Here is a 23,923-nt window from a genome sequence, read left to right on the forward strand (position 1 = left end):
GAAACCAACCTTTGAGTAGGGAGTTTGCGCTGTCCGAGTGACAACGAAGAAAGGGGATTTTTATGCGGAAGCTTGCCGTTGCTATGGCGCTCGCCTCCACCGCTCTCGCCACACCCGCCCTGGCCCGCGATGATTCGTGGTATGTGGGCGTCGAAGGCGGGGCGATGATCGTCCAAGACCTGCATTTTGATATTGGTGCACTTCCGCGTGCCGCCACCGTCGATAGCAACTACGGTTTTACCGTCGATGGTAATATCGGCTATGATTTCGGCGCGTTCCGCGTTGAAACCGAAGTTGGCTACCAGAGCGCGACCGTCGATCGCTACTCGTCGACGACCACGACGGCCATCCTGAACCAGCAGGGCCGTCCGGCGAACGCACCCGCGGGCAGCTATGATTATGCCGGCGGTCGCACCACGGCGCTCAGCTTCATGCTGAACGGCTTGCTCGACTTCGGTGACGACAATGGCCTTCAGGGCTTTGTCGGCGGCGGCGTCGGCGTCGCTCGCATCAAAGCTGGCAAATATGCGCTGAACACCCTCAGCAACTTCCTCGATGATTCGGACTCGGTGTTCGCCTGGCAGGGTCTTGCTGGTATCCGCGCACCGATCACCAGCCACATCGATGCCTCGATCAAGTATCGCTACTTCGTCGCGGACAATGTGAAGCTGGTCGATAACCAGGGACGCTCACTCCAGACGGACTATCGTTCGCACTCGATCATGGGTGGCTTTACCTACAACTTCGGCGAGCCGGCGGCACCGCCTCCGCCTCCGCCGCCGCCACCTCCTCCGCCACCTCCTCCGCCGCCACCTGAGCCGACACCGGTTCCGGCAGCGATCCCGTGCTCGCCAGGACCGTTCATCGTGTTCTTCGAGTGGGACAAGTCGGACATTACGCCGGATGCATCGTCGATCCTCGACAATGCCATCACCCAGTATCAGAACTGCGGCAATGCGCAGGTCATGCTGGCCGGTCACGCCGATCGCTCGGGTTCGGATGCATACAACGTTGCTCTCTCGCAGCGTCGTGCCGACTCGGTGAAGGGCTATCTGTCCGCTCATGCGATCCCCGCTGGCGTGATCTCGACGGAAGCGTTCGGCGAAAGCCGCCCGCGCGTCGCGACTGCCGACGGTGTCCGCGAGGTTCAGAACCGCCGCGTGGAAGTCACGTACGGACCTGGGTCGGGCAACTAAGCCTGACCTGAGTTTCGCAAGCTATCGAGGGGGAGATCGGCATCGCCGGTCTCCCCTTTCGTTTGTGCGCAAGGTCCGCTGACGCGGCCAGCCATTAGCTGGTAGCCATCCTAGCCTGCGGTTTCGCGCCTTCAACCCCGGCGCCATGGCCGCCCGTGTTCTCGTCGCCGACGTCCCGCCGCTCACAGCAATGGTCGCGGCGATCTACGAGACGGTCGCCGACATCCGGTACGCATCGTGCCCGCTTGCTAACCGAATCGGTTCGAATTCTTCGACGCCCTCGACCCGATTATGGCAGTCCGTATTCCCAAGGGCGGGCTTGCGCTGCTCGAGGCGCCGAAGTTTACGAGGCGATCGCAAACGCCAGGACGTCGAGCGCCAATATGGAAGCATCAGCAGTCGGCCTGAAGCGGTCGCGATTCAATCGCATCGCCAGATCGGCCATACGCTATGCACGGGACGCCTCCAGAAGCCCGACAGCTATTTTCTCATGGTCGATCTGAATAGTGTTCCGCCGCGAAATGGCAGCGGTCCGGGCCCCATTTTCCCTGATAATTCCCTGTTATTCCCTGTTCCGGATCATCTTGGCTCAGGGAGGTTTCCGCCACGTACTTGTATATATTAGGTATAATGGAAATATCGCGCGCGACGGCATCGAGAAAAAATATAATTTTCCCTGTTAATGGCGGCGGAACAGGGAAATCTACGCGTGGCGGCGCCGAGGCAGGTGGCGGGTTGGCGGCCCCACCCTGGCAACGGCTATCCGAAACCAACGGAGCGTATTTCCCGCGCTGGCCTAACCCTCGCCCAGCGATGTCGCCAGCCAAGCCGGTATGATCGCATCGCCCAGCGCCTCGACCCGACGGAGTTCGACCATCAGGCCGAGTTCGGGGTAGGTGCTGCGGGTGCGCTCACCCGCTTCGGCGAGCGGTGCCACGACAAGGCGGCGGTTGACTTTGGCGCGGTGATGCATCCGCGCGGTGTTCTCCTGGCCGACATAGCAGCCCTTGGTGAAGCTGACTCCGTTCAACTCGCGGGCATTGGCCTCGAGCCACAACGTCTTGTCTGAGCCCAGTTCGGCAAGGCCCTCGACAACGCCGAGCGCCAGCCGATGGGCCAGCCAGCCAGTGGCGGGCTCGCCAGCGTCGCCTAGCCAGCGGCGACCGAGTTCCGGAAGGCGGGGGTCGGGCGCGCCCGTATCGCCCCTGAGAGACCAGTGCACGGCGCCCGCGATTCGCTCGATCGTGATCGGGCGCCGCAATCGATAAATTGCGAGCCGGCGGGCAAGCGCATCGGCCGCCTCCGTTTCGCAGTCGATCAGCACTGCGTCGCCGTCTGCCCAGAGCATAAAGTCGAACAATACCTTGCCCTGGGGCGTCAACAGGCCTGACCAACGCGGTGCGGACGCGGTGAGACCGAGCACGTCCTGCGTCACCAGGCCCTGCAGGAAGCCGCGGACATCCTCACCCGCCACGCGGATCAGCGCGCGGTCAGCGAGCATCGTTCCATGGTTTCGGGCGGTTGGGGTGGTTTCGCTCATGGCGAACAGGTAGGGATGCCGGAGGGATCGCGGAAGAGGCGAAGACGATCATGACGGGTAGTGCGTTCGATCTGAAGCTTGTTGGTGGCACGCTCCATCTGCCGAGCGGGCCGGTGCGTGCCGATATCGGTGTGCGCGGCGGCCGCATAGCGGAGATCGGCGCCATCGGCGACGCGGGCGAGACGATCGACTGCACTGGGCTCGATATCCTGCCCGGCGTCATCGACACTCAGGTCCATTTCCGCGAGCCCGGGCTCACCCACAAGGAGGATCTCGAAAGCGGCAGCCGCGCAGCTGTCCTTGGCGGCGTCACCGCCGTGTTCGAGATGCCTAATACCAAGCCCAATACCGACAGCGCCGAGGCGATCCAGGACAAGCTTGCTCGCGCGCATCACCGGATGTGGTGTGACCATGCCTTTTATGTCGGCGCAACCAACGCCAATTCCGCTGAACTTGCGGCGCTCGAGCGGCTGCCCGGAACAGCGGGGGTCAAGATCTTCATGGGCGCATCGACCGGCGACCTGCTCGTCGCTGAGGACGCCAGCCTCGCCCGGGTACTCGCCTCGGGTCATCGCCGCGTCGCAATCCATGCCGAAGACGAAGCGCGGATGAACGCGCGTGCCGGTGAGCGCGTGCCGGGCGATGCGTCGTCGCATCCGGTGTGGCGCGATGATGAGAGCGCGCTCCTCGCAACACGACGGATTCTCGCGCTGGCCCGGGCGGCCGGACGGCGCATCCACGTCCTCCACGTGACGACGCCAGCCGAGCTCGAACTGCTCGGCCAGAACAAGGACATCGCGACCTGCGAGGTTACGCCGCAGCACCTCACTTTGGCAGGCGAGGAAGTCTATCCTCGGCTTGGCACGCTTGCGCAGATGAATCCACCGATCCGCTCGGGCGCGCATCGCGACGGGCTGTGGCACTGGCTGGGCCAGGGCGTGCCGGACATTCTCGGCTCGGATCACGCCCCGCACACGCTCGAAGAAAAAGCGAAGCCCTATCCGGACAGTCCGAGCGGCATGCCAGGCGTTCAGACGATGCTGCCGTTGATGCTGAACCATGTCGCCGAAGGGCGCACGACCCTGGCCCGCGTAATCGATCTAACGAGTGCCGGCCCGCAGCGGGTGTTCGGCATCATCGGCAAGGGCCGCATCGCGACTGGCTATGATGCCGATTTCAGCGTGGTGGACCTGAAGGCGCGGTGGACGATCGAGGAGAGCTGGCTCGCGTCGCGCAGCGGCTGGTCGCCCTTCACCGGCATGACGCTGACCGGTCGGCCGATCGGCACGATCGTCCGCGGCCAGCGGGTGATGTGGGACGGCGCGCTCGCAGAAGCTGCGATCGGCGAACCGATCAGGTTCGAAGCGATCGAATTCGGCTGATCAGAGCGGGAACCACCGCGATTTGTGGGTGAATTTCATGTAGCCGATATTCACGCCCTGCCGCCAACCCACACCCAGCCTGATCGGGATCAGAACGGTATTGCCGCGGCGCAAATAGGTCGCTGCGAATCCGCCGACGAAATAGAGCCGGCCCTCGCCCGCCGGGAAGCGGTGGAACAGCTCCTCCGAATCGTAGAGATTATAGACAAGCACGAACACCTTGGTCGCGTCGCCGCCAAGATCGAAGCCGAGCGACGGACCGCTCCAGTAGACCGGCATCTCGCCTTCGACCTTGTGGAACATCGTTCCCTTGCCATAGCGCAGGCCAATCGCGATCGCGCCCGCGGCCTCGCGGCCCGAGATATAGGCGTTGGGCTCGCCCTGCTGCTTGAGCGTGCGCTCGAGGATGCCGGCAAGCCCGGCCGCGCCCTTGCCGAACGTGCCCTCGGCGGCGCTGAGAATTTCCTCGCGCTTGAAGGTCTCCGCCTTGGCCGCGTTGGCATTGGCTTCGTCGCGCGCGGTGTTCGGTCCTGGCGGCACTGCCTGCGCGCCGCCGTCATTCGCCTGAACTCCGGGCTCGGCGGGATTATAGGGCGGATAGGCTTGCGGTTCCGATGCCGGAACCGGCTCATAGCCCGGCGTCGTCTGCGGCGCAGGCTGGGGCGCGGTGGCCGGCGCTGCCTGTGGCCTCTGAAGATCGCTGTCGATTGCCTGGTTGGGGTCGATCGTGCGTACCTGGCCAAGCGAGGGCGCTGTACCGACGGTGAGGGTCGCCGCCAGCAAGGCAATCGTCAAAATCCTGCGCACGCGCTTTACTCCCCCAACAAACTCGTCGGCCATTCTAGCGCCCCTGTGGCTTGCGCCACAATGAACGGCGCGACGACACGAGTCGGTTTCGGGATAGATGACGGTTACGAGCGCAGTTGATCGTATGGAAACCCCTCGCTATAGCCCCGCACTGCTGCCGAGCCGGAGACGTGGGTGAGTGGCTGAAACCAGCGGTTTGCTAAACCGCCGTACGGGGTTTACTCGTACCGAGGGTTCGAATCCCTCCGTCTCCGCCAGGGCCTGAAGGTGCCCCGCCATCGCCCGACACTATCTCGCTTATGATCTGGTAGTCCGCTCCGGGCTTGCCCTTCCCGGTGGCATTGCCCTCGAGAGCGGCGATCGCCGGCTTGCGGCGGGTATCGACATCGAGATCGTCGAGGGCGACGCAGCGCTCCCTGGGCCGGCGCGGGAACTGGGTCCGTATCGGCTGGCAGGCGACAGCCTTTTGTTCGAAATGCCAGGGATCGCCCGCTATCGCTGCGAGGCGGGCGGCCGAATGACGGTGGAGCGCATCGGGGATACCCGAGAAGACGTGGCGGCGAGCTATCTCATTGCGACGGCGCTTCCGGCATTGCTCTGGATGCGCGGCGAGATCGTCCTTCATGCGGCCGCGGCCGTATTGCCGGGTGCGGCCGGCGCCATCGCGATCGGTGGCGCATCGGGGACCGGCAAGTCGACTGTCCTGCGCCAACTGGTCGCGGCCGGCGCGAGCGTGGTTGCGGACGACAGCCTGTGCCTGCGCTTCAGCGGCGCCGCTATGACGGTCAGTGGGCTGGCGGGCGGCTATTTCGTTGCTGAAGCCGACAACGATTCGGCGCGCAGGTTGGAGATCGTGCCGCCTGAGTATCAGATCAGAGCGGCGCCCCTTGCGGGCTTGGTGATGCTGGGCGCGCGACTATCGTCGGGCGGCCCGGCGTTCCAGGCTTTGAGCGGTGTTGCTGCGCTGGAGGCGTTGCTGACCAGCCGCCACCGGCCGCGCATCCCGACCTTGCTCGGGAACAACAAGGGGATGCTGCCGGTCCTGGCACGCCTGTCGGAGACGCTGCCGGTCCATCTGTGGCATCGACGAGAAGGCGCAGCAGCGCTCGATCCCGCTGAGATGGCGTGGCTCACCGCTCGCGCTTGAGTTCAGCCGCGGAACGGCCAAAGCGGCGTCCCGCCGCCAGCGAAGAGTGATAGTCCCAGGTCCTTGCCATCGAGCCGACGGATTTCAGTCGGTGCGGCTGGCAGTTCGAGCGTCGAAAGCTGGCGAAAAGAGCGGTCGAGGAAGGTGACGGTCCCCGGCGTTCGGTGGCGGTCGGCGCGCGCCGAGAATTTGGAGGCGCCAACCGCGATCACATCGCGTCCGACAGAGAGGCCGCGCGTCATCATCGTGCTGACCTTCGCAATCGCACCATCGAAGCCGATAATCTCGCCGGCGGCGGAACCGCAGCTGACCAGCCTCCCATCTTCGAGCACGACGAGATTATGACAATCATGCCCGGGCAGCGGCCGGCGATCGATCTCTTTCCAATCGAGATCGACCAGCATCACCTCGCTCGCCTTGCTGGTATAGGCGAAGCCATTGTGGAGCAGCAGCAGGATGCGGTTCTTCACCTGGAGCAGCGAGTTGACATGAGCATAGCCGCGCGACCAGGCGCGCTTGTCCATGTGTGGGAGTGGATACAGCGTCTCGTAGCCTGTCTCGCCCGCACCGAAACGGAGGACGCGCTGGTTCTGTGTGTCGAGCACGATGAGGTGCCCGTCGACGAAATCGATCTGGTGGCAGCCATTGTCCAGCCCGTCGACAAGGACGCAGGCTTCGGCGATCCGGTCGCCCGCTCGGTCCAGGCGGACGACGCGGCCGCGCCGCGTCGGCAGGCCGGCGAGGTCGCACGCCTCGAATGCGAAGATCGAATCGCCGCGCAGCGTCAGCCCGAAAAAGGAGCCGTGCGCGATGCGGACATGCCTTGCCGCGTTCACCGCGAACAGGCCGCGTCGGCTCGCCACAAGGTGGCTCATGCCGACCAGGTCATGCGGTACCAGGCGTATCGTGCGTGCGTCATAGGCGGCATGGGCAAGTGCGCGGGCGATCCGTTCGGCCTCGGTCAGCGGCGCGCGCGCGCCCTTGCCGCCCGATGGCGCCACCGGCCTGTCGTCCCGTCCGCCTGAAAGCTTTCCCGCCACCTGTGTGCATCCGCCTGTTGCTTCCGGACGCGATATCGGGTCATCCTTCCCGACACCATGGGGAAGCCGATCACCAATATCACGATCGTCGGCGGCGGGACCGCCGGCTGGATCGTCGCCGCCTATCTCAATCACCGCCTGCAATGGGGACTGACCGGCCGCAAGGACGTCCGCGTCACGCTGATCGAGTCACCGACCGTCCCGACCATCGGCGTCGGCGAGGCAACGGTGCCGACGCTCAAGGGTACGCTCCGAATCCTCGAGATTTCAGAGGCCGAGTTCGTCATGCGGACCAACGCCACGCTGAAACTCGGTATTCGTTTCGACAATTGGCAGCGCCGCGCCGACGGCACACCCTATAGCTATGTCCATCCCTTCACCGGCGGTGCGACGGTGCGCGGGCGGAACCCCGGCTATGCCTTTCAGCGCTACGGTCTGCCGGGCCAGGAAACCGCGCATGGCGACGATTTCCTCGATACCGTCAGCTACACCCGCGCGGCGATGGATCAGGTGAAGGGCCCGCGCGGCCTTGATGACCCGGAATTCTCCGGGCCGCTGCAATATGCCTATCATCTTGACGCGGCGCTGCTGACTGGATTTCTGAGGGAGCTCTGCGTCAGCCGCGGCGTCGAGCATCTCAGCGACGACGTAGAGGGGATCACCCGCGACGAGCGCGGCAATATCGCGTCGCTGCAGCTCAAGGAACAAGGTGATTGGCCGGTCGAACTGGTGGTCGATTGCACCGGTTTTCGCGGCCTGTTGATCAATGAGGCAATGGACGAGCCTTTCCTGCCGATGTCGGACTATCTGTTCAATGACAGGGCCATCCCGATCCAGGTGCAGCGCGAGGAGCAACGCGTTGTGGTGCCGGCGACGATATCGAGCGCGATGGATTCCGGCTGGTCCTGGCGGGTGCCGCTGCATTCGCGCGAAGGCACTGGCTATGTCTATTCGAGCGCCTTTGTTTCGGACGATCAGGCGCTCGACGAGTTCAACCGCGCACTAGGTGGTGCTGAACATTTGACGGCCCCGCGCGTGCTGAAAATGCGCGTCGGCCGCAGCCGACGGTCCTGGGTGAAGAATTGCGTCGCCATCGGCCCGTCGAGCGGCTTTCTCGAGCCGCTCGAATCCACCGCGATCATGTCGATCGAGCTGGCGGCGCGCTGGCTGCTACAGAATTTCCCCACCAGTGATTTAGAGCCGCCGCTGGTCCGCCAGTTCAACCGCAACATGGAGCGCTTCTACGATGAAGTGCGCGATTTTCTCGGACTGCATTTCTCGCTGAGCGGTCGCGATGATACGCCCTATTGGCGTGCGGTGCGGCACGATGCGAAACTCTCCGACGGGCTGCGCGAGAATCTGGCGGTATGGAAGCACGTGCTGCCCAGCATCGCCGACGCGCGCACCGATACGATTTTCAGCCATTGGAGCGTTCAGTCGGTCCTGTTCGGCAAGGGCTTTTATGACGATTCGGCCCTCACGGAGATCGACGTGGTCCCGCCCGATGTGTGGCGCATCTTCTGGGCGGAGACCCGGGCCCGGAACCGGGCGACGATAGAGGCACTGCCGGACCATTTCGCGCTGGTGGAGGCGATCCGCGCGCGTGCCGTGATCGGTGAGAGCGCGGCGCGGACGCCGAAGGGGCGGAGCTTCCAGCTCAGCGAGGATGCGCTCCAGGAATCGACGCGCGTCCTCTACGATACGGCGATGGCTCGCCGCTATCATATGGTGGAGGCGGCGCTGCGTGAGGGCTAGCCCCGTCTTCGCGGTGAGTGCCTTTCGAACCGCGCTGCTTGCCTCACCCGAGGCCGCCGCCGCCGAATTCTCGAAGCACCGCGCCATCGCCTGCGCCAATGCGATCGAACCGGAGCTTCTGGCCTCGCTGATGCGGTTGTGCCGCGAGGGCCATTTCGAGTCCAACGAGGTAAAGGATCTCGGCCACCGGGAGGTCGAGAACCCGCAGCGGGCTGGCCGCACCCTCACTCATGTCCTCAAACGTGCCGAGCTGATCGGCTGGATCGAGCGGGCGACGGGGTGTGGACTGTTAGAGACAGTCGAAGGTCGGGTCGTCCGGGCCCTCGCCAATAATCATGACCAGCTGCTCTGGCATGACGATCTCGACGATCCGCGGCGGCGCCTCGCGATCACCGTCAATCTGAGCGAGCATGGCTACGAAGGCGGCCTGTTCGAATTGCGCGAAAAAGGCACCGGGAAGCTGCTGGTAGCGCACCATCATCTCGAGCAGGGCACCGCGTTGATTTTCGACGTCGGCTACGACATCGAGCACCGCGTGCTGCCGGTTACGTCAGGCGGACCGCGCTGTGTCTATACCGGCTGGTTCTACAAGGGCGCAAAATGACCAAAACCGGCCTGTACGGGATCGTGTCGCTCGACGGCGCGCCGATTGACCCGAATGACCTGGCCGTGCTGGACTTTGCCGATCCGCCGGCGCCGCGCATGATCGAGACAGGCGGCTTTGCGGTGAATATCGTCGATCGCGAAGAGGCCGGCCGCGCTGTTCATATCCTCGAGCGCGACGGCGTGGTGCTGGTCTTGCTCGGGCATCTCGACGAGCCTGCCGATCTGGCCGGGGCGTTGGGGATGGCTCCAGCGAGCCCGCCAGCTGAGCTCGCGCTCGCCGCACTCGATCGCTTCGGTGCCGACGCGCCGCACCATATGCTCGGCGAATGGTCACTGCTGCGTTGGCGTGCTGACCAGCGCGAGCTGACCCTGCTGATGTCGCAGGCTTGCCGCGATCCGCTCTATTTCGCCGTGCATGGCGGACGGGTTGCGGTGTCGGCCGAGATGCGCCGCCTTACCCGCCTCGACTGGGTCGGCAAGGCGTTTGATCCGAACGGGCTGTATCTGATCTGGGGCAAGGCCAGGCTGCGGCGTTATATGACCGAGGAAACGCCGTTTCGCGGCGTCCACCGGCTCATGCCGGGATCTCGCGAGACCTTCGATTCCGCAGGCCGCCGGACATTGCGGCTTGCGCCGATTGCTGAGTTCGAGCCGTGGCGCGGCACGTTCGACGAGGCGCTCGAGGCGATCGAAGCAGTGCTGCGCCGGATCGTCGGCCAGCATCTTGGGCGTCATGGCAGGACGGTGTCGCTGTTGAGCGGTGGCCTCGATTCTTCGCTCTTGGCCTGGCTCGCCTCGCTGGAGCGGCGCGAGGGCCAAGACATGTCGTTCCTCACCTCAGTCGCCCCGGATGGTTGCGGTGCACCCGACGAACGCGAGGAGAGCCGGATCGTGGCTGATCATCTCGGGCTGGCGATCCGTTTTCTGGCACCGGATGCGGGGGCGAATCCCTATCTCCCCGCAGACCGCATGTTCGCTCATTCCGAACTGCCCGTCACCTCGCCGCGCCATTATCTTTACGCCGCACTCTATGATGCTGCGCGCGAGGAAGGGGCCGAACTGTTGCTCGACGGCGTCTATGGCGAACTCACCGTCACCAATCCGGTCCTGCTGGCCGGGGCGCCGACCTCGCTTCGCCGGTTCAAACGCCTCTATCGGGACTGGAAAAGAGAGTGGGAGGAGCGGCGAAGCTGGCCCGCCGGACTGTTCCATACTCGGTTGTCGCCCGCCGCGCTTTCGGCTTTGTCTTCGACCATCGACCATGATTGGGCAGCACCCTTCGAATCGCTGCCGACCGTCAGGCCCGATTCGATGTGGGGCGTCCGCGCGGGCGCAAGCAAGAATGCCATGACGCCGACGTCGTCGCCTGACGGGAATTTGCGCCACGTCATGCCGTTTCGCGATCGCCGGCTACTGAATCTGGTGGCGACGATGCCGGCGGCGTATATGGAACAGGCCGGCCTGACCCGAGCGCCGGCGCGCCTCTTGCTGAAGGATCGGCTGCCCGACAGGATCCGCCTTCGCCGTGACGGAAAGCCGTTCTCGCCGGACTTCATGGACCGGCTGCGCACCCATGCGCTGCCGACGATAAAATATATCGACGAGTGCAGCGCGGCAGGCGCCGGTGAGTGGATTGATCTCGAATGGTTGAGAAACCGCCTGACGATCATCGCGGATCAGGCCAACATCGCTGTGCAAGAAGCGGCGGAAGTACAGTCGACCGCAGTGGCGGCCGCTTATTTCAAATGGTGGGCCGATCAGTGATCGGCCCGCCGAATCATCAGGAAAGCGTGCAATCGGTCCAGATCGTCTCGCCGTCATGGCCCGAACGACCTGGCAGGACCGACGTCTCGACAATTGCGAGCGAACGAACCTCAGGTTCGATCCATTCAATGCGTGAGTCAGCCCCGGTGTCGATAGTATTTGCCATGGAAAACCCCTTTGTTGCGATCTCGGCCTACCAGAAAAGAATTACCAAGAATAGACTCAACTTTCCAGACTGCTAATCCGTTCCAGAAGGGCATTCGCACGGGCGGTAAAGGCAGCGGCGTCGCGAATTTCAGCTGAGGGGACGAACAACATCGGCAATGTGGTCGCCGCACGCCGAATCACCCGATCGCGTCTATCACTCTCGGGGATCGCCTCCATCCAGCGCGGCCGGAAACGGTGCTCGCGCAACAATTTCTCTCTTTGCCAGGGCTTTTTGGTGTCGGCTTCGCCAAGCAAAATCGTGGCGGCGAGCGGAATCGGCTCAAGCGCAGGGACGCGCGGCGGCTCAATAATCAGCTTATCGTTGCCAGGCTCGCTACGTGCCGTACTCGCGCCCGCCTGCTCCATCAGCCGCGCAATGGCCGGAAAGAGCCGCATGCCCGGCCGACCTGCGTATAGCGAAGGTACCGCGTCATCCATCGCTTCGAGCACCGATAGGTCGTCAGCGATCAGCCTGGCGGCCCCGCTGGCAACTAATGCGGCGCCAAGCGTCGATTTGCCCGCGCCGGATTGCCCACAGATCAGCCAGGCCTTGCCGTCAATCTCGATCGAGGTGCCATGGATCGGCACGCTGCCGCGCCAGGCCAGCAACAGCGCCGTCAGCGTTCCGAAGAATTGAGGTTGGAAACTACCGGACCAATCCGGCCCGGCGATCCAGTCGATGCGGCCTGGGGAATAGATGTCGACGGTTGCGCCATCATCCATCGCGAAGCGGATGCCGTCGGTACACAGCGTGGCATTGGCGATGGTGACGACTGAGTCGCGTGGCGCCAGGGCCGCCACGCGGCGGACGGTGACGTCCGCTTCGGGGCTGACAGGAGCTTGGCCGAAAGCGCCGAGCGGGACATCGCTCGCCCAGCGCAGGCCGAAAGCGACCGCGCCATAGCCTGGCGCGGACACTCGTCAGCCGGCCTGTCTGGCGAGGCCTTTGACCGCGAGGTCGTCAAGCACGCGCGCTACGGAGACGGCGCATTGCTCCGGCGCGACCCGATACTTGGCCACCAGCTGGTCAACGAGCTGGGCCTGGGTCACCGGTTCGGCGAGCGCCTCCCAGATATCGGCAGCCGGGCCGTTCAGTGCGAAATAGCTGCCGCCGTCCAGATCGAGCAATACCAGCGCGTCCTCAACCTCGGTACCGACGCATTCGGCGCCGCGCGTCCACATGATGTCGCTCAAGAATACGTCCCCATTCGTTCCAAGACTGCCAGCATGGCGCGCTTCAGCTAAACTGCGTCTTCGTGCGGTGCAATGTCGAAAGCCAGGCAAATCCGGCGCTTGTCGCCATGATGGGCATAGGTCCGGTGGAAGGAATGCGAGGGAAACATCATCACCAGCCCCGAACACGGCCTGAACAGCCGCGTGCCGAACCTCTCATGCGGCTCGTCGCCGACAATGCCCTCCGGCAGGCCGAAGGCGACGCAGCCGCCAGGGCCGTCACCGTTGAGGATGAAGTCGGGGATGTCGACATAATAGGCGCCGCTCAGCCAGCCATTCTGGTGGACATGCCATTCCTCGAACCCATCGCCATCAGTGATCACCGACCAATGATGCAGGAAGCCGCTCGGCTTGCGCTGGCCCAGCCAGGCATCGCTGCGATCCCCGAGGCTCGCGACATAGGTTTCGGCCTCGCGCTTGATCAGCTGCTGGAGGAGCGGCACCATTTTGGATCGCCGCAGACATGGTTCGTCGATCCGCCAGCTATGCGCCGAGGCGACGCCGTAGCGCTCATAGCGGATCCCGGGATGCGACATCAGTTCGGCCGCGAGATCGCGGTTGAATGCCTCGATCGTGTCCCAGCCGGGAGGCGGTGGCAGTATCGCCTTGTGCAGATAGGTATCGAAACCGAAGGCCTCGCGCGCCTCCTCAGTGCGGCCGAGCTTGGCGAGTGCCAGCGGGCGGATGCCGAGCACCCGGGCATGGGCGACGCCGCGCGCGACCAGATCGTCAGCGAATTCCAGCGCCGCCTCGGTACGCTCCATCTGGAAGTCGAGCATCGCGAGGCGTTTATAGGCATCCTTGTTGTGGATATTGTCGTTGAGCGCGGCTTCCAGAGTCTTGCGCCCGGTATCGAATTCGGAAAGCCTTATCTGGGCCTTGCCGAGCGCGGCAAGGGCGCGGGCACGGTTCTCCACGTCGGGTGCGATATCGGCTGCGCGTGCCTGGATTTCCTTTGCGCGCAGCGTGTCCTTGTGGGTCTCGCGAGCCAATAACGTGCCGCCGAGCAAATGGACGGCGCCAAAATCATCGCCTTCGCGGTTCAGTTCCTCGAGCAGATCGACTGCCTCGTCGAACTGATCGAGCGTGTAATGAAACCGCGCCATGCGTAACCGGAACTCGAACGATCCCGGATTACGTTCGAGCGCACGCCGCGTGATCGCCATTTCCTCCTTGATGGTCATCATCTTGGGAGGTTCGACATCGACCCGGAAGGGCAAGTGCGTGTCGGTCGCGAAGTTCTGAGCTACGTTCATGGCGCCTCTTTTCCACATTTCGGCTTTCGGGACCAGTCACGGACCTCAGAAAGCGCCCTGGGCACTGATAATATTGAATTTCGCCGTCATTGGGTCGGCACGCTCTTGGCGATTGGTGCCGGCGCGGCGAGGAAGCGCATCATTGGTTCGAACACTGGCGCCACAAAAAGGGCGCCGCGCGCGCTGAGATGATTGCTGTCATAGTAGATCGGATAGCCCCCCTGCGTGACGCGACAGGTCTGTGCATCGCACAACCGAAGTGCGGGATCGATGATATTGATCAAATCGCGCCGCTGCAGATCGGATGACATGGTGCGAAACCCGACATCACGTTGCAGATAGGCGGCGAGGTTCGGCTCGAGCTCAACAGTGGCGCCGGTGAGATGCGCCTTGGCCAGTGCCCGGGGCTCGGCGAGCGAGGCGCTCGGCACATCCTGCACGACATAAACCTGGATCCCGAGCGAGCGCAGCTTCTCGACGCTGGTGTCGAATGGAAGGCGATCGCGATCCGGTGCTTCAGCCAAGGCGTGCTTCCCGTCCGAATAGACTCCCCATTCAGCCGCGAGGAGCACGACGCGAGGCCGCGTCTCCACCAGGAACCGCATAACCTGCTCGTTGTGCGCATCGCACTCCTTGATCTTGTCGGCGCGGAGCATCCATTTCCCCGGGCGGTTGTCACGCGCCCGGATCGGGATCAACGGCGGACAGCCGAGCTTGGCGGCGTCATAGCCGGAGACGCCGTAGCGGCGCGCCAGCATGTCCAGGGCTGGGAAATAGACTGCCGCGTGCGAATCGCCCCACAGAACAAAGCTGGGGCGCTGCCCGGCGCCGCCGATCAGGCAACGCTGGTTGCGGCGTATGTCCTCAATCGTGCGGTTGGCGCAGCCATAATCGGGCTCGGGCCCTCGCTCGCTGAGGCGCTGGACTGCCGGATCGAACCTGTCCGGAATGCCGTTGGTACGGTAAATCACGGCACCGTAGAGCGCCAGCACGCCGCTGGCTGCCCCGGCGCTTAAGAAGAGGGTGCGGCGGGACAGCAACTGGCGAGGTTTACGGAACGGCAGCTCGACATAGCGCCAGGACAGCCAGGCAATGGGGAAGGCGATCAGTGCCATCGCGATCCGGATCGGGCCGTAAGGTTCGGAGGCGTAATAGCCGCCGAACACCATCAACGGCCAATGCCAGAGATACAGCGAATAGGAGATCAGCCCGATCGCGACGAGCGGACGAACGCCCAGCAAGCGGGCGACGCGCGATTCTGGCGCTTCGGTGCCGAACAGGATCAGCCCGCTTCCCAGCACCGGCGGGAGTGCATTCACGCCGGGAAAGGATGAGGTGTCGTGCAGATGCAGCGCCGTATAGGCGATCAGCATGATTCCCAGCGCAGCGGCAATGTCGCCGACCACTTGGCGCGGTTTCGGGAGGATGCCCGAGGCCAGCAGGGCGCCGGCCAGGAACTCCCATGCGCGTGACAGGGGGGAATAAAAGGCCATCTCCGCATGGCCGTGCGTCGCCCAGGCGCTATAGGCGAAGGAGCCGAGCGCCGTCGCCGTCAGTAAGGCCTGCACCATCCGCCGTCCGCCCCGGCGCGCAAGCAGGAGCAAGGTGGGGAAGAAGATGTAGAATTGCTCCTCGACCGCCAGCGACCAGGTGTGGAGCAGTGGCGTCGCATCGTCGGTGAGGTTGAAATAGCCGTCCCAGCGCCAGAACAGCAGATTGGACGCGAATAACGAGATCGCGGTCAGGCTCTCCCCGAACAGCGTGAAATCGACCGGCAGCAGGATCAGCCCGCCAAGGCCCGAGGCAACCAGCATGACGAGCAATGCCGGCAGGATCCGCCGCACCCGCCGCTCGTAGAAGCCGACCAGCGTGAAGCTGCCGGCCTCGCTTTCGCGCAGGATCAGCTGCGCAATCAGATAGCCCGAGATGACGAGGAAGACATCGACGCCAATGAACCCGCCGCCAAAGCCACGGAGCCGTGCGTGGAACAACACCACTGCGAGGACTGCGATCGCGCGCAGGCCGTCGATTTCGGGGCGATAGCCCTTATGGGCCCCGGCCGCTTCAGGGTCAGGGCTCATTCGATATTTTCCGGGCGGAGGGGCGTTTGTGATAGCCGAGGGTGCGGTCCTCGAGGACATCGAGCCGGCAGCCGTCACGGCCGTAAAGACCTGGGTGGCTGGCTGATCTTGGTGGGTCGGCATGCAGCACTGGCTCGAGCACCGAGGCCGAACCGGTATCGGATATCCTGAAATTGCTGTGTTCGACGAACAGGAGCCCGCCGGGCTTCAGGCTGCGCACAAGATCGGCGACGCCGCGTTCGAAATCGTCGAACGATATATGGCCGGCCGTGCTGCGCGTCGCTGGCGCGTCGAGCGCAGGGTCGCGGAACACTGCCATGCAGAACACCGCGTCATGGCTCTCGGGCAGTTCGCCACTCGCATCGGCGGCGCATTGAAACGCAATTCGGGAATCGCCGCTTTCGCGCAACCGCTCCTCGCAGATGCGGATGCGGGCGGGATCGACTTCGATTCCCTTTATCGTCGCAGCGGGGAAATAGTGGCGCAGCGTGAACACCTCCTCTCCGGTCGAGCAGCCGAACGACAGGATGCGCGTCGCCGCCTCGTCGCCGAGCTGGTCGCGGGCGAAATGGAAGGCGAGCGGGTAGCGATCGAATCGGGTGGCGGGATCGCGCTGATATTGGCCGGACCATCGCGTCCGCCGCGCGAGCCGCGCCCGGATGCTGCGCGTGACCCGGTTGGCGAACAGGCGCTTCAGCCCGCGCGCACCAGAAGTGTCTGTGGAGGGAAGCGCTTCAATCGTTGTCGGTGCGGTAGCCGTGATCGCTTCGAGGTGGATCGCATGACGGGTGGCAATCTCCGGAGTGATCGCCTGGCTGGTGAGCCAGGTTTCGATGGTTTCGGGCAAGCTACCAAGCAGTGCGCGGTGCGTGAGCAGGCTCGCCACGGCCAGCGGCTCGATTTCCGCCTCCGCGATCATCGCTATCAGCCGGGCATGCGCGTCGCCGTCGAGGCGGTGCATTGCCGCGGAAAAGTCGAGCAGCCATTTCAACTTGGCCCAGCGCCGCATATGGCCGCGCAACAGGATATCGAGCCCCATCGCCGCGCCGAGTTCGGGCGCCGGAATATCGCCCGGCCCGGCCGACTGCCGCGGGCGGGCGCCATCGCTGGTGAGCAGATCGCCGATCGGCCCGGGCGCGAAGAACAGGCGCTCGTGGAGTGCGATCGTTCCGGCCTCGCTCGCCAGCATGGTCGCTAGATCGGTACGCAGGCCGGCGCGCCCCAGCGACGCGGCCGGTTCAGGACCTGGAAGTGGGGACCAGCCGGCAGCCTGCAATATATCGGCGATGGCTCGCGACTGACCGGCTGGAACCAGAATGCCTATCCCGCTTGCGGCGCGCCAGGCCGGATCGGGATACAGGCGTTCGGCCTGAGGTTCTCCGTTCAGGACCAGCCAGGCGAAACCCTTGTCGGCTGAAAGCGCGGCGATCTCATGCAGTATCGACCGGCTTGCCGCCTGCGCTCGCGCATTCTCCTCGAACAGCGCGGCAAGGTCGGGTCGGGTCGTCCCGAGGGCGATGTGGAGTAGCGGCGTAATCCGGTGCGCTCCGGCGAGCGCCAGATCGACGGACTCTAGCGCACTCGCGGGCTGGCCCGAGAGCGCTGCCGCCGCGGCCCCTGCCAGTCCGCAGACCTGTTCCACCCGTTGGTCCTCCCCCTGAAGCCCGGCTTGTCAGCACGGTATTCCAGCTGGGGAGTCAAGGCAAAGACAGGCTAGATCATTATATTTGCACCGCGCTTCACGCTCGCGCTGTGGCCGATGCCGGCGGCGGCCGAAGCAGTCTTTACGGTTTCGACCATCACCCAGTCATTGCGTGCCAGGGTCGGCGTCAGCGTCATCGCCATATAGCCGCGCCGGCTTGTGTCACACCACTTCAGCTCGGGATTGGCGCCGATGAGCGCGGCCGCGACGGCCTTTGGATCGCTCCTGACTCCAGCTTCATAGCCTGGCGAGGTGACGCTGTGCCCGGCAAACTCGACGCCGGCGGGCTTGCCGTCCTGGCCCAGATCATAGGCCCAGGCATTGTGGCTGTCGCCGGTAATGACGACCAGGTTGGCGCCGAGCCCCTGTGCCGATCGCAGGAAGCGGGCACGGGCAGCGGGATAGCCGCCCCAATTGTCATAGTTGAAGGGCAGGCCGAGCTTCGCCGCTGCAATGCCGGACTGGATGAGGTCCTTCGCGCGCTTTGATGAATCGGGCGCGACCCAGCTCTCGGCCTCGGTGGGCATCACCGTCTGGCCCAGAATCGTGCCGAAGCCGACCACCTGCCATTGCTGCCCTGCCTTGACCGAGGCGCGCATCGCATGCGCCAGCCAATCCTCCTGCTGCGACCCCATCATCGTGACGGCAGGATCTGCCCAGGCACCGTCCCGAAACGCCTTCAGCGCCGCGACTGGATCGGCCTGTTGGAACAGGGCGGCGACATCGGGCTGGCGTGTGCGGGCGAGCAGCCGGGTCTCGGTGCGGAACAGGGTGGCAAGCGTGCCGATATCATAGGCCTTCCACGGCTCGTCCGAGACCGGCATCCATTCGCGATATGCCTGGATCGAGGCAGCGCGGCGATCATTCCAGTCGCCCTCTTCCGCCTGATGATTCTCGGCGCCGCCTTCCCAGCTGTCGTTCGCGGATTCGTGATCGTCCCACTGGACGATCATGGGCACGCGCGCATGGAGCTTCTGGAGGTCGGGGTCGCTGCGGTAGCTGGCATAACGCACCCGATAATCGGCCAGGTGGATCAGTTCGCCCATAGGCTCGAGCTTGCGGCCGGGAACGGCATCGCCTGCGGTGGGGTAATCGCCGGTTCGGTATTCGTAGAAATAATCGCCGAGATGGATGGCGAGATCGAGATCGTCGCGCGCAGCGGCATGGGCATAAGCGTTGAAATAGCCATAGGCCATGTTCGAGCAGGAGAAGATCGCGGTGCGGAAACTCGCGACCGGACCCTCAGGCAATGTCCTGGTTCGGCCGATCGGCGAGATAGTGCCATCGGGTGCGATGAAGCGGAAATGATAGTGCCGCCCAGGCGCGAGGCCGCTGACGGTGATCTTCGCCGTATGGTCGCGCCACGGCCCGGTGATCTGCGCGCCGCCCGAGACGATCCTGGCGAAATCGGCGGTTTCCGAAATCTCGGCCTTCAGCTCGACCGTGTCGCCACTGGCKGGAATGTAGCGAGTCCAGAGCAGGATCGAATCGGCCGAAGGCTCACCCGAGGCGACTGAATGAGTGAAGCCGGTCGCATGGCTGACACTGGGCATCTGGGCAAAACCCGGGACGGCAAATGCGCCAAGGCCCACCGAGCCGGTGAGCAGGAAGGAGCGGCGATCGATTCTCATGGTCATGGGCCTCTCCCCGTCGTGCACGGCTCCCTAGTGGGCGGCTGATATGGCGGCTTCGTGACAGTCGTGCCGCGGATCATTATGGCCGACCGAGCCCGGTTCTTCAAAAAAATCGCGCGGCACCGAATCGGAGAATTATGCGCGACGCCCTGACTGTTAACGATCGCGCCGCCCCGGGCACGCGCATCGGCACTTTCTACGGTCAGGTCGCGGAGAGGCTGACGGCGAACGGCGTGGCCGGCTCTCGCCCGGGATTTACGGTTGCTATCCTCCTGCTGGCTTCGCTGGTCGCGCGCGCGATCACCTTCGGCGACCCGATCGTTCATGTCGACGAGGAATTCTATTTCGGCACTGCCTATGGCTGGCTGCACGGCGCGACGCCTTATATCGACATCTGGGATCGCAAGCCGATTGGCCTGTTCATCCTCTATTTGCCGCCTGCGATGTTCGGGCTGAAGGCGGGCATCTGGGCCTATCAGATCATGGCGCTGGCCAGCCTGGTCGCCACGGCATGGCTGATCGCCCGGCTCGCCGAGCGGGCAGGGTGGGGCAAGGGGGCACTCGCCGGTGCGCTCGCTTATATATTGTGGGTCAATTTCCTCGACGGGCAGGGCGGGCAGGCACCGATCTTCTATAATCTGCTGGTCGTCGGCGCGGCTGCACTGATCGCGCCGGGCCGGGGCCCAGGTCTGGACGGGGGGGGCGGGAGCCTCCTACCGGGCTTTACCGCAATGGCGCTGATCGGGCTTGCGCTTCAGATCAAATATTCAGCGGTGTTCGAAGGCATGTTCTTCGGTCTCTGGCTGTTGTGGCACGAATGGCATGCGGGGCGGCGCTGGTCGATAATGCCGCTGGGTGCCGGGCTGGCCGCAACAGCCTTGCTGCCGACGGCGGTCGCCTGGTTCGCCTGGCACCGGATGGGGGCGGATGAGGCGTGGATCTTCGCCAACCTCACCTCGATCATCGCACGCCAGCCCGATCCTCTGCTCGAGCAATTCGCCAATCTGATGAAGATCGCGCTGATCGTCTCGCCGCTGATCGCCGCGAGCATTCTCACCTGGCGATCACGCGGCGAGGCGGAGCCGGCGGAGCGCGTGATCCGGACCTGGCTGTTCGCGTGGCTCGGCGCTGCCCTGTTCGGACTGCTCATATTCGGCTCCTATTTCGAGCATTACGCCCTGCCCTTGCTGGTGCCCGCCTCGATCTGCGCGAGCGGCTTCTTCGGCGATCACCGCAGCGGCCGCCGCATCGTCCTGCCCCTGCTGCTGATCGGCTTTCTCGGCGGCCAGACCCTGCTTGTCATCAAACGCCATAATCGCGGCACGGCGGCGCAGTTCGCCAGCGTTGTGAACGCGATTGGCAATGGGTCCGACCAGAAGCCAGGATGTCTTTTCGTGTTTTCGGGGGAAAGCCTGCTCTACCCCGCCAGCGGTCGCTGCGCCCTGTCGCGCTATCATTTCCCCAGCCACCTCGGCCGGGTGCGCGAGCGAGGTGCCATCGGGACCGATCAACAGGCTGAAATCACCCGCATCCTGGCGCTGAAGCCGGCGATCGTCGTGTTTCGACCGCCCTATCCCGGCGAACGTGCCGAGCTGCGCGCGATGGCGATGGTTGAGATGAAGCGGTACTATCGCCTGCGGGCCACTCGCCAACTGGGCGCTCAGGCAATCGAGATCTACGAGCGGGCGGCCCCGTAAAGACCGGCCGCGTAAAGGCCGGGGTGGACGGCATTGCGTTTCGCCGCCACCAGGCCGGCATAATAATCCATCAACTCGACAGTGTGCTCGCGGTCGCTGCGCACCTTGCCCGCGGCGACAATGGCGGCCCGGCGTAGCATGGCGGGATCGCGTGCGAACAGGCGTTCGATCGCCATCGCAGCCGATTCGGCGTCGCGCGCCGTGTAGAGTTCCGAACTATGAGGATCGGCGACTTCGGCGCAGCCGCCGGTATCGGGCACGATCAGCGGTAGCCCCGCCGCCATCGCCTCGGAGGCGACCAGCCCGAACGGCTCAGCTTCCGAACCATGGATCAGCGCATCGCAGCTCGCCACGATGCGGGCGAGACGCTCGCGATCATAGACCGGGCGGAACATCCGGATATGCGGGCTGCCGGCGATTCGCTTCTCGATAGAGCGGCTTTCCACCCCCGTTCCGAGCAGCATCAGGCCGACCGGCAGCGAGGACCCTGCGCGCTCGACTGCGTCGATCACCAGCCGCCAGCGCTTTTCGGGGTGATGCCGGCCGAGGCCGAGGAGCAAATGCCCTTCCGGCGGCAGTCCACATTGCGCGAGAAGCGCAGTGCGCAGCCTTTCGTCGCGGAGGTCGGGTGAGAAATGGCCGCGCTCGATGCCAAGCGGCATTGCCGCATCGATGCGGACGTCTCGCGCCTTCAGCCTTTTCTCGAGCGCAGGGCCGTTGGTCACCACCGCATCATATTTGTCGAGGAAGCGGTCCATATAGCGGCTGTACCAGGCAAAGGCGCGCTCGACACGGTCGGGGGCGGCAAGCCCTTCGAACCAGCGCATCGCATAAGCGGCGACATTGTCGTTGTGCATGAAGAACACCTTCACGGCGTCGCCTTGCCATTCGCCGACGATCCAGGCCGGGCGCCATGGCGATGAGGCCTCGACCACGTCCGGCTTGAGTTCGTCGAGCAGCCGGGTGACCGGCGCAGCATCCCAGAACAGGCCGTAATTCTTGTCGAAGGGGAGGCGCGATGCCCGGACATAGATGATGCGCCCGCCGCCCGGTCGCTCTTCGACCATGTCCTCACGGCCGGCGGCGATGACGATCAGCTCATGCCCCAAATCGGACATGATTCCCATCTTCCGGTCGATATAGGTCCGCACCCCGCCGCCGGTCGGGGAGTAGAATTCATTGACGTCGACGATTCGCATGGGCTTCGAGGCTCCGTGCAGAGCTTGATTCGGGGACCGCGTCACGCGCCGCGAATCAGTTGCCGTTGCCCATCGGCCCGAACCCGCCCAGACCGCGCAGATATTGCGCGCGGATATCCGTGACAGTCACGCCCGGGCCGACATTGATCACCGCCATGCCGAGCTTGGGCCGCGTGCGGCCGAGCTTCACGTTGCTCGGGAAGCCGGCGCCATCCACCCAGAAATCGAACTTGTTCTTGCCGTCGCGATTATGGGTGAAGAGCAGAGCGTAGCGTCCCGGCGTCGGGGCCTTGATGCAGAGCGCGATCGCACCCGATTGGGGTGTCGGCACGCGAATGCGCCTGAAGAACTTGCCTTCCTTGACCAAGTCGCGGTCGTCCTTCAGGAAATCGGCTTCGTTGGCGGGATAGAGCTCGAGCTTCAGTTCGCCGCTGCGATCCTTCAGCCCCGAGACATTGGCGCGAATCGCGGGGCCGGCACCGCCCGTACAGGCAGCGCTGTCGCTGCCGAGAACGCCGGCCTGCGCCTGTGGCGTTACAGCCAGCATCATCGCGGCGCCGATTGCGGCGGCGCTTACACGTTCAAGCAACTTCATTCTTCGTCCTCAACAAACCGTACAGGCTGAAGGAACCAATCAAAACGATATGGACCAGCAGCACTAAAGCAGCGGTCATCGCCATCAGTTCCGAAAGCGCTGCATTCTCACCGATCAATATGATGGCGAAATTGGCGAAAAGAAGGTCCTTGTTCGGCACCAATGGGAGGCGCGAAACGAGCAATCGGGCTGCGGCCAGGATCAGCCACATGCCGATCGAGACGCCCGGCAGGGCGAAATGCCAGGCGAAAGCGATGAAGACCGAACCCGAAATCAGCCGCGCGCAGTGCACCGCGAAAATCCACCAGAGCTTCGCACGTGGCAGCGAGAAAACGCGCTTCGAGAAGATCAGGAAGGGCAGCGACATTGCGAAGGTGACGACGGCAGATGTCTCGACGGTATGCAATTGTGCTGCCGACAGCATTTCGACGCCGAGCGGAAGCGCGACCGCGACCATTGCCAGTGTGATCGTATTGCCGGCGATCGCGGAGAGGATGCTGACATCCTTCACCGCGCCGAAGGGCGCTGCCACCATCTTCGCATTCTGCCGCGCCCAAGCGTAGAAATAGGCCTCGCCCGAATAGCCGAGCACCACGTCGTTCGCGATTCGCTTCTTCAGAAGCGCGGCCAGCCCGGACAGCGGGATGCCCCAGAGCCGTCTGAAAATGATATAGTCGCCGGCCGGTGACGACATATAGAGCAGGGCGAAGGCGATGTAGAAAAGCGGGTTGTGCGGTACGGCCCGACTAAGCCCCGCAAGCCCCGATCCGAGCAGCTCGCGACTGAGTCCGACGATCATCGCAACCGTGATCAGGGCGCCGAACACCATCGGCCAGCGCCGCTTCAGCGTCTCCATTGGCTCGAGTCCCGCGATATCGGGGACCGCCACCAGGGGCGCTTTCACATTGTCTAAAATAGGAATTTTTGTACCCAATCCGTCCACGTCGTATCGACCTGCCACTCTATGCCGGTCTGGACCGGGGGTTGGCGCGCCATAGCTAGATCGCGTGCCCGCCGCAATTTGCAACCTGCGCCGCAATCATGTCCATTTTTTGCTGCACCGCGAAACTTCTGCGACAATT

At 64.2% G+C, this 23,923-nt stretch carries 20 protein-coding genes and 1 tRNA gene; 8 read left to right on the forward strand and 13 right to left on the reverse strand.

All coding sequences use genetic code 11. The annotated features are described in order from the left end of the window. The first annotated feature begins 62 nt into the window (after nucleotides 1–62). Complete coding sequence (locus AC1DVS_RS04345) at nucleotides 63–1,196, forward strand: OmpA family protein (protein ID WP_478020565.1); 1,134 nt, start codon at nucleotides 63–65, stop codon at nucleotides 1,194–1,196. A gap of 796 nt (nucleotides 1,197–1,992) precedes the next feature. On the opposite strand, the gene ygfZ is transcribed toward AC1DVS_RS04345, so the two are convergent. Beyond that, a complete protein-coding gene (gene ygfZ / locus AC1DVS_RS04350; protein ID WP_478020566.1) occupies nucleotides 1,993–2,736 on the reverse strand; it encodes a CAF17-like 4Fe-4S cluster assembly/insertion protein YgfZ in 744 nt (247 codons plus the stop codon). A gap of 50 nt (nucleotides 2,737–2,786) precedes the next feature. Between ygfZ and AC1DVS_RS04355 the strand changes: the two genes are divergently transcribed. Continuing rightward, entirely contained in the window at nucleotides 2,787–4,118 is a 1,332-nt protein-coding gene (locus tag AC1DVS_RS04355) for a dihydroorotase (protein WP_478020567.1), read from the forward strand. Here the strand turns inward: AC1DVS_RS04355 and AC1DVS_RS04360 are convergent, their stop codons facing one another. Further along, nucleotides 4,119–4,958, reverse strand: coding sequence for a DUF1134 domain-containing protein (locus AC1DVS_RS04360; RefSeq protein ID WP_478020568.1), 840 nt, complete (start codon nucleotides 4,956–4,958; stop codon nucleotides 4,119–4,121). A 131-nt stretch (nucleotides 4,959–5,089) separates the two neighbouring features. On the opposite strand from AC1DVS_RS04360, the gene AC1DVS_RS04365 reads away from it, so the two are divergent. Both AC1DVS_RS04365 and AC1DVS_RS04370 read left to right on the forward strand, forming a co-directional pair. After that, nucleotides 5,090–5,182: transfer RNA gene (locus tag AC1DVS_RS04365), tRNA-Ser, on the forward strand. A 209-nt stretch (nucleotides 5,183–5,391) separates the two neighbouring features. Continuing rightward, nucleotides 5,392–6,072 (forward strand): hypothetical protein, encoded by a 681-nt coding sequence (locus AC1DVS_RS04370; protein WP_478020569.1) that lies wholly within the window; start codon nucleotides 5,392–5,394, stop codon nucleotides 6,070–6,072. 2 nt (nucleotides 6,073–6,074) lie between these two features. On the opposite strand, the gene AC1DVS_RS04375 is transcribed toward AC1DVS_RS04370, so the two are convergent. Next, nucleotides 6,075–7,112, reverse strand: a complete 1,038-nt coding sequence (locus AC1DVS_RS04375) for a hypothetical protein (protein WP_478020570.1) — start codon at nucleotides 7,110–7,112, stop codon at nucleotides 6,075–6,077. A 57-nt stretch (nucleotides 7,113–7,169) separates the two neighbouring features. On the opposite strand from AC1DVS_RS04375, the gene AC1DVS_RS04380 reads away from it, so the two are divergent. From AC1DVS_RS04380 to AC1DVS_RS04390, 3 genes are read left to right on the forward strand one after another with little or no spacing between them, the layout of a single operon-like run. Then, a complete protein-coding gene (locus AC1DVS_RS04380; RefSeq protein WP_478020571.1) occupies nucleotides 7,170–8,867 on the forward strand; it encodes a tryptophan halogenase family protein in 1,698 nt (565 codons plus the stop codon). Beyond that, nucleotides 8,857–9,471, forward strand: coding sequence for a 2OG-Fe(II) oxygenase (locus AC1DVS_RS04385; RefSeq protein ID WP_478020572.1), 615 nt, complete (start codon nucleotides 8,857–8,859; stop codon nucleotides 9,469–9,471). Before AC1DVS_RS04380 ends, AC1DVS_RS04385 begins: the two co-directional genes overlap by 11 nt. After that, the gene (locus tag AC1DVS_RS04390) at nucleotides 9,468–11,237 is read left to right on the forward strand and encodes an asparagine synthase-related protein (protein ID WP_478020574.1); all 1,770 of its coding nucleotides are present in this window, start codon (nucleotides 9,468–9,470) and stop codon (nucleotides 11,235–11,237) included. Before AC1DVS_RS04385 ends, AC1DVS_RS04390 begins: the two co-directional genes overlap by 4 nt. A gap of 16 nt (nucleotides 11,238–11,253) precedes the next feature. On the opposite strand, the gene AC1DVS_RS04395 is transcribed toward AC1DVS_RS04390, so the two are convergent. The 7 genes from AC1DVS_RS04395 to AC1DVS_RS04425 all read right to left on the reverse strand — a co-directional run bounded on the left by AC1DVS_RS04395 (nucleotide 11,254) and on the right by AC1DVS_RS04425 (nucleotide 19,353). Continuing rightward, nucleotides 11,254–11,403: a hypothetical protein gene (locus AC1DVS_RS04395; RefSeq protein ID WP_478020575.1), complete on the reverse strand. Its 150-nt coding sequence runs from the start codon at nucleotides 11,401–11,403 to the stop codon at nucleotides 11,254–11,256. A gap of 56 nt (nucleotides 11,404–11,459) precedes the next feature. Continuing rightward, nucleotides 11,460–12,245: an HPr kinase/phosphorylase gene (locus tag AC1DVS_RS04400; protein WP_478020577.1), complete on the reverse strand. Its 786-nt coding sequence runs from the start codon at nucleotides 12,243–12,245 to the stop codon at nucleotides 11,460–11,462. 120 nt (nucleotides 12,246–12,365) lie between these two features. After that, on the reverse strand, nucleotides 12,366–12,638 hold the full coding sequence (locus AC1DVS_RS04405; protein ID WP_478020578.1) for a PqqD family protein: 273 nt from the start codon (nucleotides 12,636–12,638) through the stop codon (nucleotides 12,366–12,368). A gap of 47 nt (nucleotides 12,639–12,685) precedes the next feature. Beyond that, a complete protein-coding gene (locus AC1DVS_RS04410; RefSeq protein ID WP_478020580.1) occupies nucleotides 12,686–13,933 on the reverse strand; it encodes a 2OG-Fe(II) oxygenase family protein in 1,248 nt (415 codons plus the stop codon). Nucleotides 13,934–14,019: 86 nt separating this feature from the next. Then, nucleotides 14,020–16,014: an acyltransferase family protein gene (locus AC1DVS_RS04415; protein ID WP_478020582.1), complete on the reverse strand. Its 1,995-nt coding sequence runs from the start codon at nucleotides 16,012–16,014 to the stop codon at nucleotides 14,020–14,022. Continuing rightward, nucleotides 16,004–17,656 carry a nucleotidyltransferase family protein gene (locus tag AC1DVS_RS04420; protein ID WP_478020583.1) on the reverse strand — a complete coding sequence of 551 codons (1,653 nt, stop codon included), beginning with the start codon at nucleotides 17,654–17,656 and terminating at the stop codon, nucleotides 16,004–16,006. Before AC1DVS_RS04420 ends, AC1DVS_RS04415 begins: the two co-directional genes overlap by 11 nt. A 71-nt stretch (nucleotides 17,657–17,727) precedes the next feature. Continuing rightward, a complete protein-coding gene (locus AC1DVS_RS04425) occupies nucleotides 17,728–19,353 on the reverse strand; it encodes an alkaline phosphatase D family protein (RefSeq protein WP_478020585.1) in 1,626 nt (541 codons plus the stop codon). A 134-nt stretch (nucleotides 19,354–19,487) separates the two neighbouring features. Between AC1DVS_RS04425 and AC1DVS_RS04430 the strand changes: the two genes are divergently transcribed. Further along, on the forward strand, nucleotides 19,488–21,047 hold the full coding sequence (locus AC1DVS_RS04430; protein ID WP_478020587.1) for a hypothetical protein: 1,560 nt from the start codon (nucleotides 19,488–19,490) through the stop codon (nucleotides 21,045–21,047). Here the strand turns inward: AC1DVS_RS04430 and AC1DVS_RS04435 are convergent. From AC1DVS_RS04435 to AC1DVS_RS04445, 3 genes are read right to left on the reverse strand one after another with little or no spacing between them, the layout of a single operon-like run. After that, entirely contained in the window at nucleotides 21,026–22,246 is a 1,221-nt protein-coding gene (locus tag AC1DVS_RS04435; protein ID WP_478020589.1) for a glycosyltransferase, read from the reverse strand. The genes AC1DVS_RS04430 and AC1DVS_RS04435 overlap by 22 nt on opposite strands. A 55-nt stretch (nucleotides 22,247–22,301) precedes the next feature. Further along, nucleotides 22,302–22,841 carry a DUF2141 domain-containing protein gene (locus AC1DVS_RS04440; protein WP_478020591.1) on the reverse strand — a complete coding sequence of 180 codons (540 nt, stop codon included), beginning with the start codon at nucleotides 22,839–22,841 and terminating at the stop codon, nucleotides 22,302–22,304. After that, nucleotides 22,828–23,697 carry a hypothetical protein gene (locus AC1DVS_RS04445; RefSeq protein WP_478021257.1) on the reverse strand — a complete coding sequence of 290 codons (870 nt, stop codon included), beginning with the start codon at nucleotides 23,695–23,697 and terminating at the stop codon, nucleotides 22,828–22,830. Before AC1DVS_RS04445 ends, AC1DVS_RS04440 begins: the two co-directional genes overlap by 14 nt. Nucleotides 23,698–23,923 lie beyond the last annotated feature (226 nt).

The sequence above is a fragment of the Sphingomonas sp. P3_C5 genome, assembly GCF_056402635.1.

Coding starts and splice junctions, on each gene's coding strand:
- AC1DVS_RS04435 (WP_478020589.1), bottom strand. CDS start 22,246: ATGCGAATCGTCGACGTCAATGAATTCTACTCCCCGACCGGCGGCGGG.
- AC1DVS_RS04415 (WP_478020582.1), bottom strand. CDS start 16,014: ATGAGCCCTGACCCTGAAGCGGCCGGGGCCCATAAGGGCTATCGCCCC.
- AC1DVS_RS04345 (WP_478020565.1), top strand. CDS start 63: ATGCGGAAGCTTGCCGTTGCTATGGCGCTCGCCTCCACCGCTCTCGCC.
- AC1DVS_RS04445 (WP_478021257.1), bottom strand. CDS start 23,697: ATGGAGACGCTGAAGCGGCGCTGGCCGATGGTGTTCGGCGCCCTGATC.
- AC1DVS_RS04390 (WP_478020574.1), top strand. CDS start 9,468: ATGACCAAAACCGGCCTGTACGGGATCGTGTCGCTCGACGGCGCGCCG.
- AC1DVS_RS04410 (WP_478020580.1), bottom strand. CDS start 13,933: ATGAACGTAGCTCAGAACTTCGCGACCGACACGCACTTGCCCTTCCGG.
- AC1DVS_RS04355 (WP_478020567.1), top strand. CDS start 2,787: ATGACGGGTAGTGCGTTCGATCTGAAGCTTGTTGGTGGCACGCTCCAT.
- AC1DVS_RS04380 (WP_478020571.1), top strand. CDS start 7,170: ATGGGGAAGCCGATCACCAATATCACGATCGTCGGCGGCGGGACCGCC.
- ygfZ (WP_478020566.1), bottom strand. CDS start 2,736: ATGAGCGAAACCACCCCAACCGCCCGAAACCATGGAACGATGCTCGCT.
- AC1DVS_RS04440 (WP_478020591.1), bottom strand. CDS start 22,841: ATGAAGTTGCTTGAACGTGTAAGCGCCGCCGCAATCGGCGCCGCGATG.
- AC1DVS_RS04430 (WP_478020587.1), top strand. CDS start 19,488: ATGCGCGACGCCCTGACTGTTAACGATCGCGCCGCCCCGGGCACGCGC.
- AC1DVS_RS04360 (WP_478020568.1), bottom strand. CDS start 4,958: ATGGCCGACGAGTTTGTTGGGGGAGTAAAGCGCGTGCGCAGGATTTTG.
- AC1DVS_RS04395 (WP_478020575.1), bottom strand. CDS start 11,403: ATGGCAAATACTATCGACACCGGGGCTGACTCACGCATTGAATGGATC.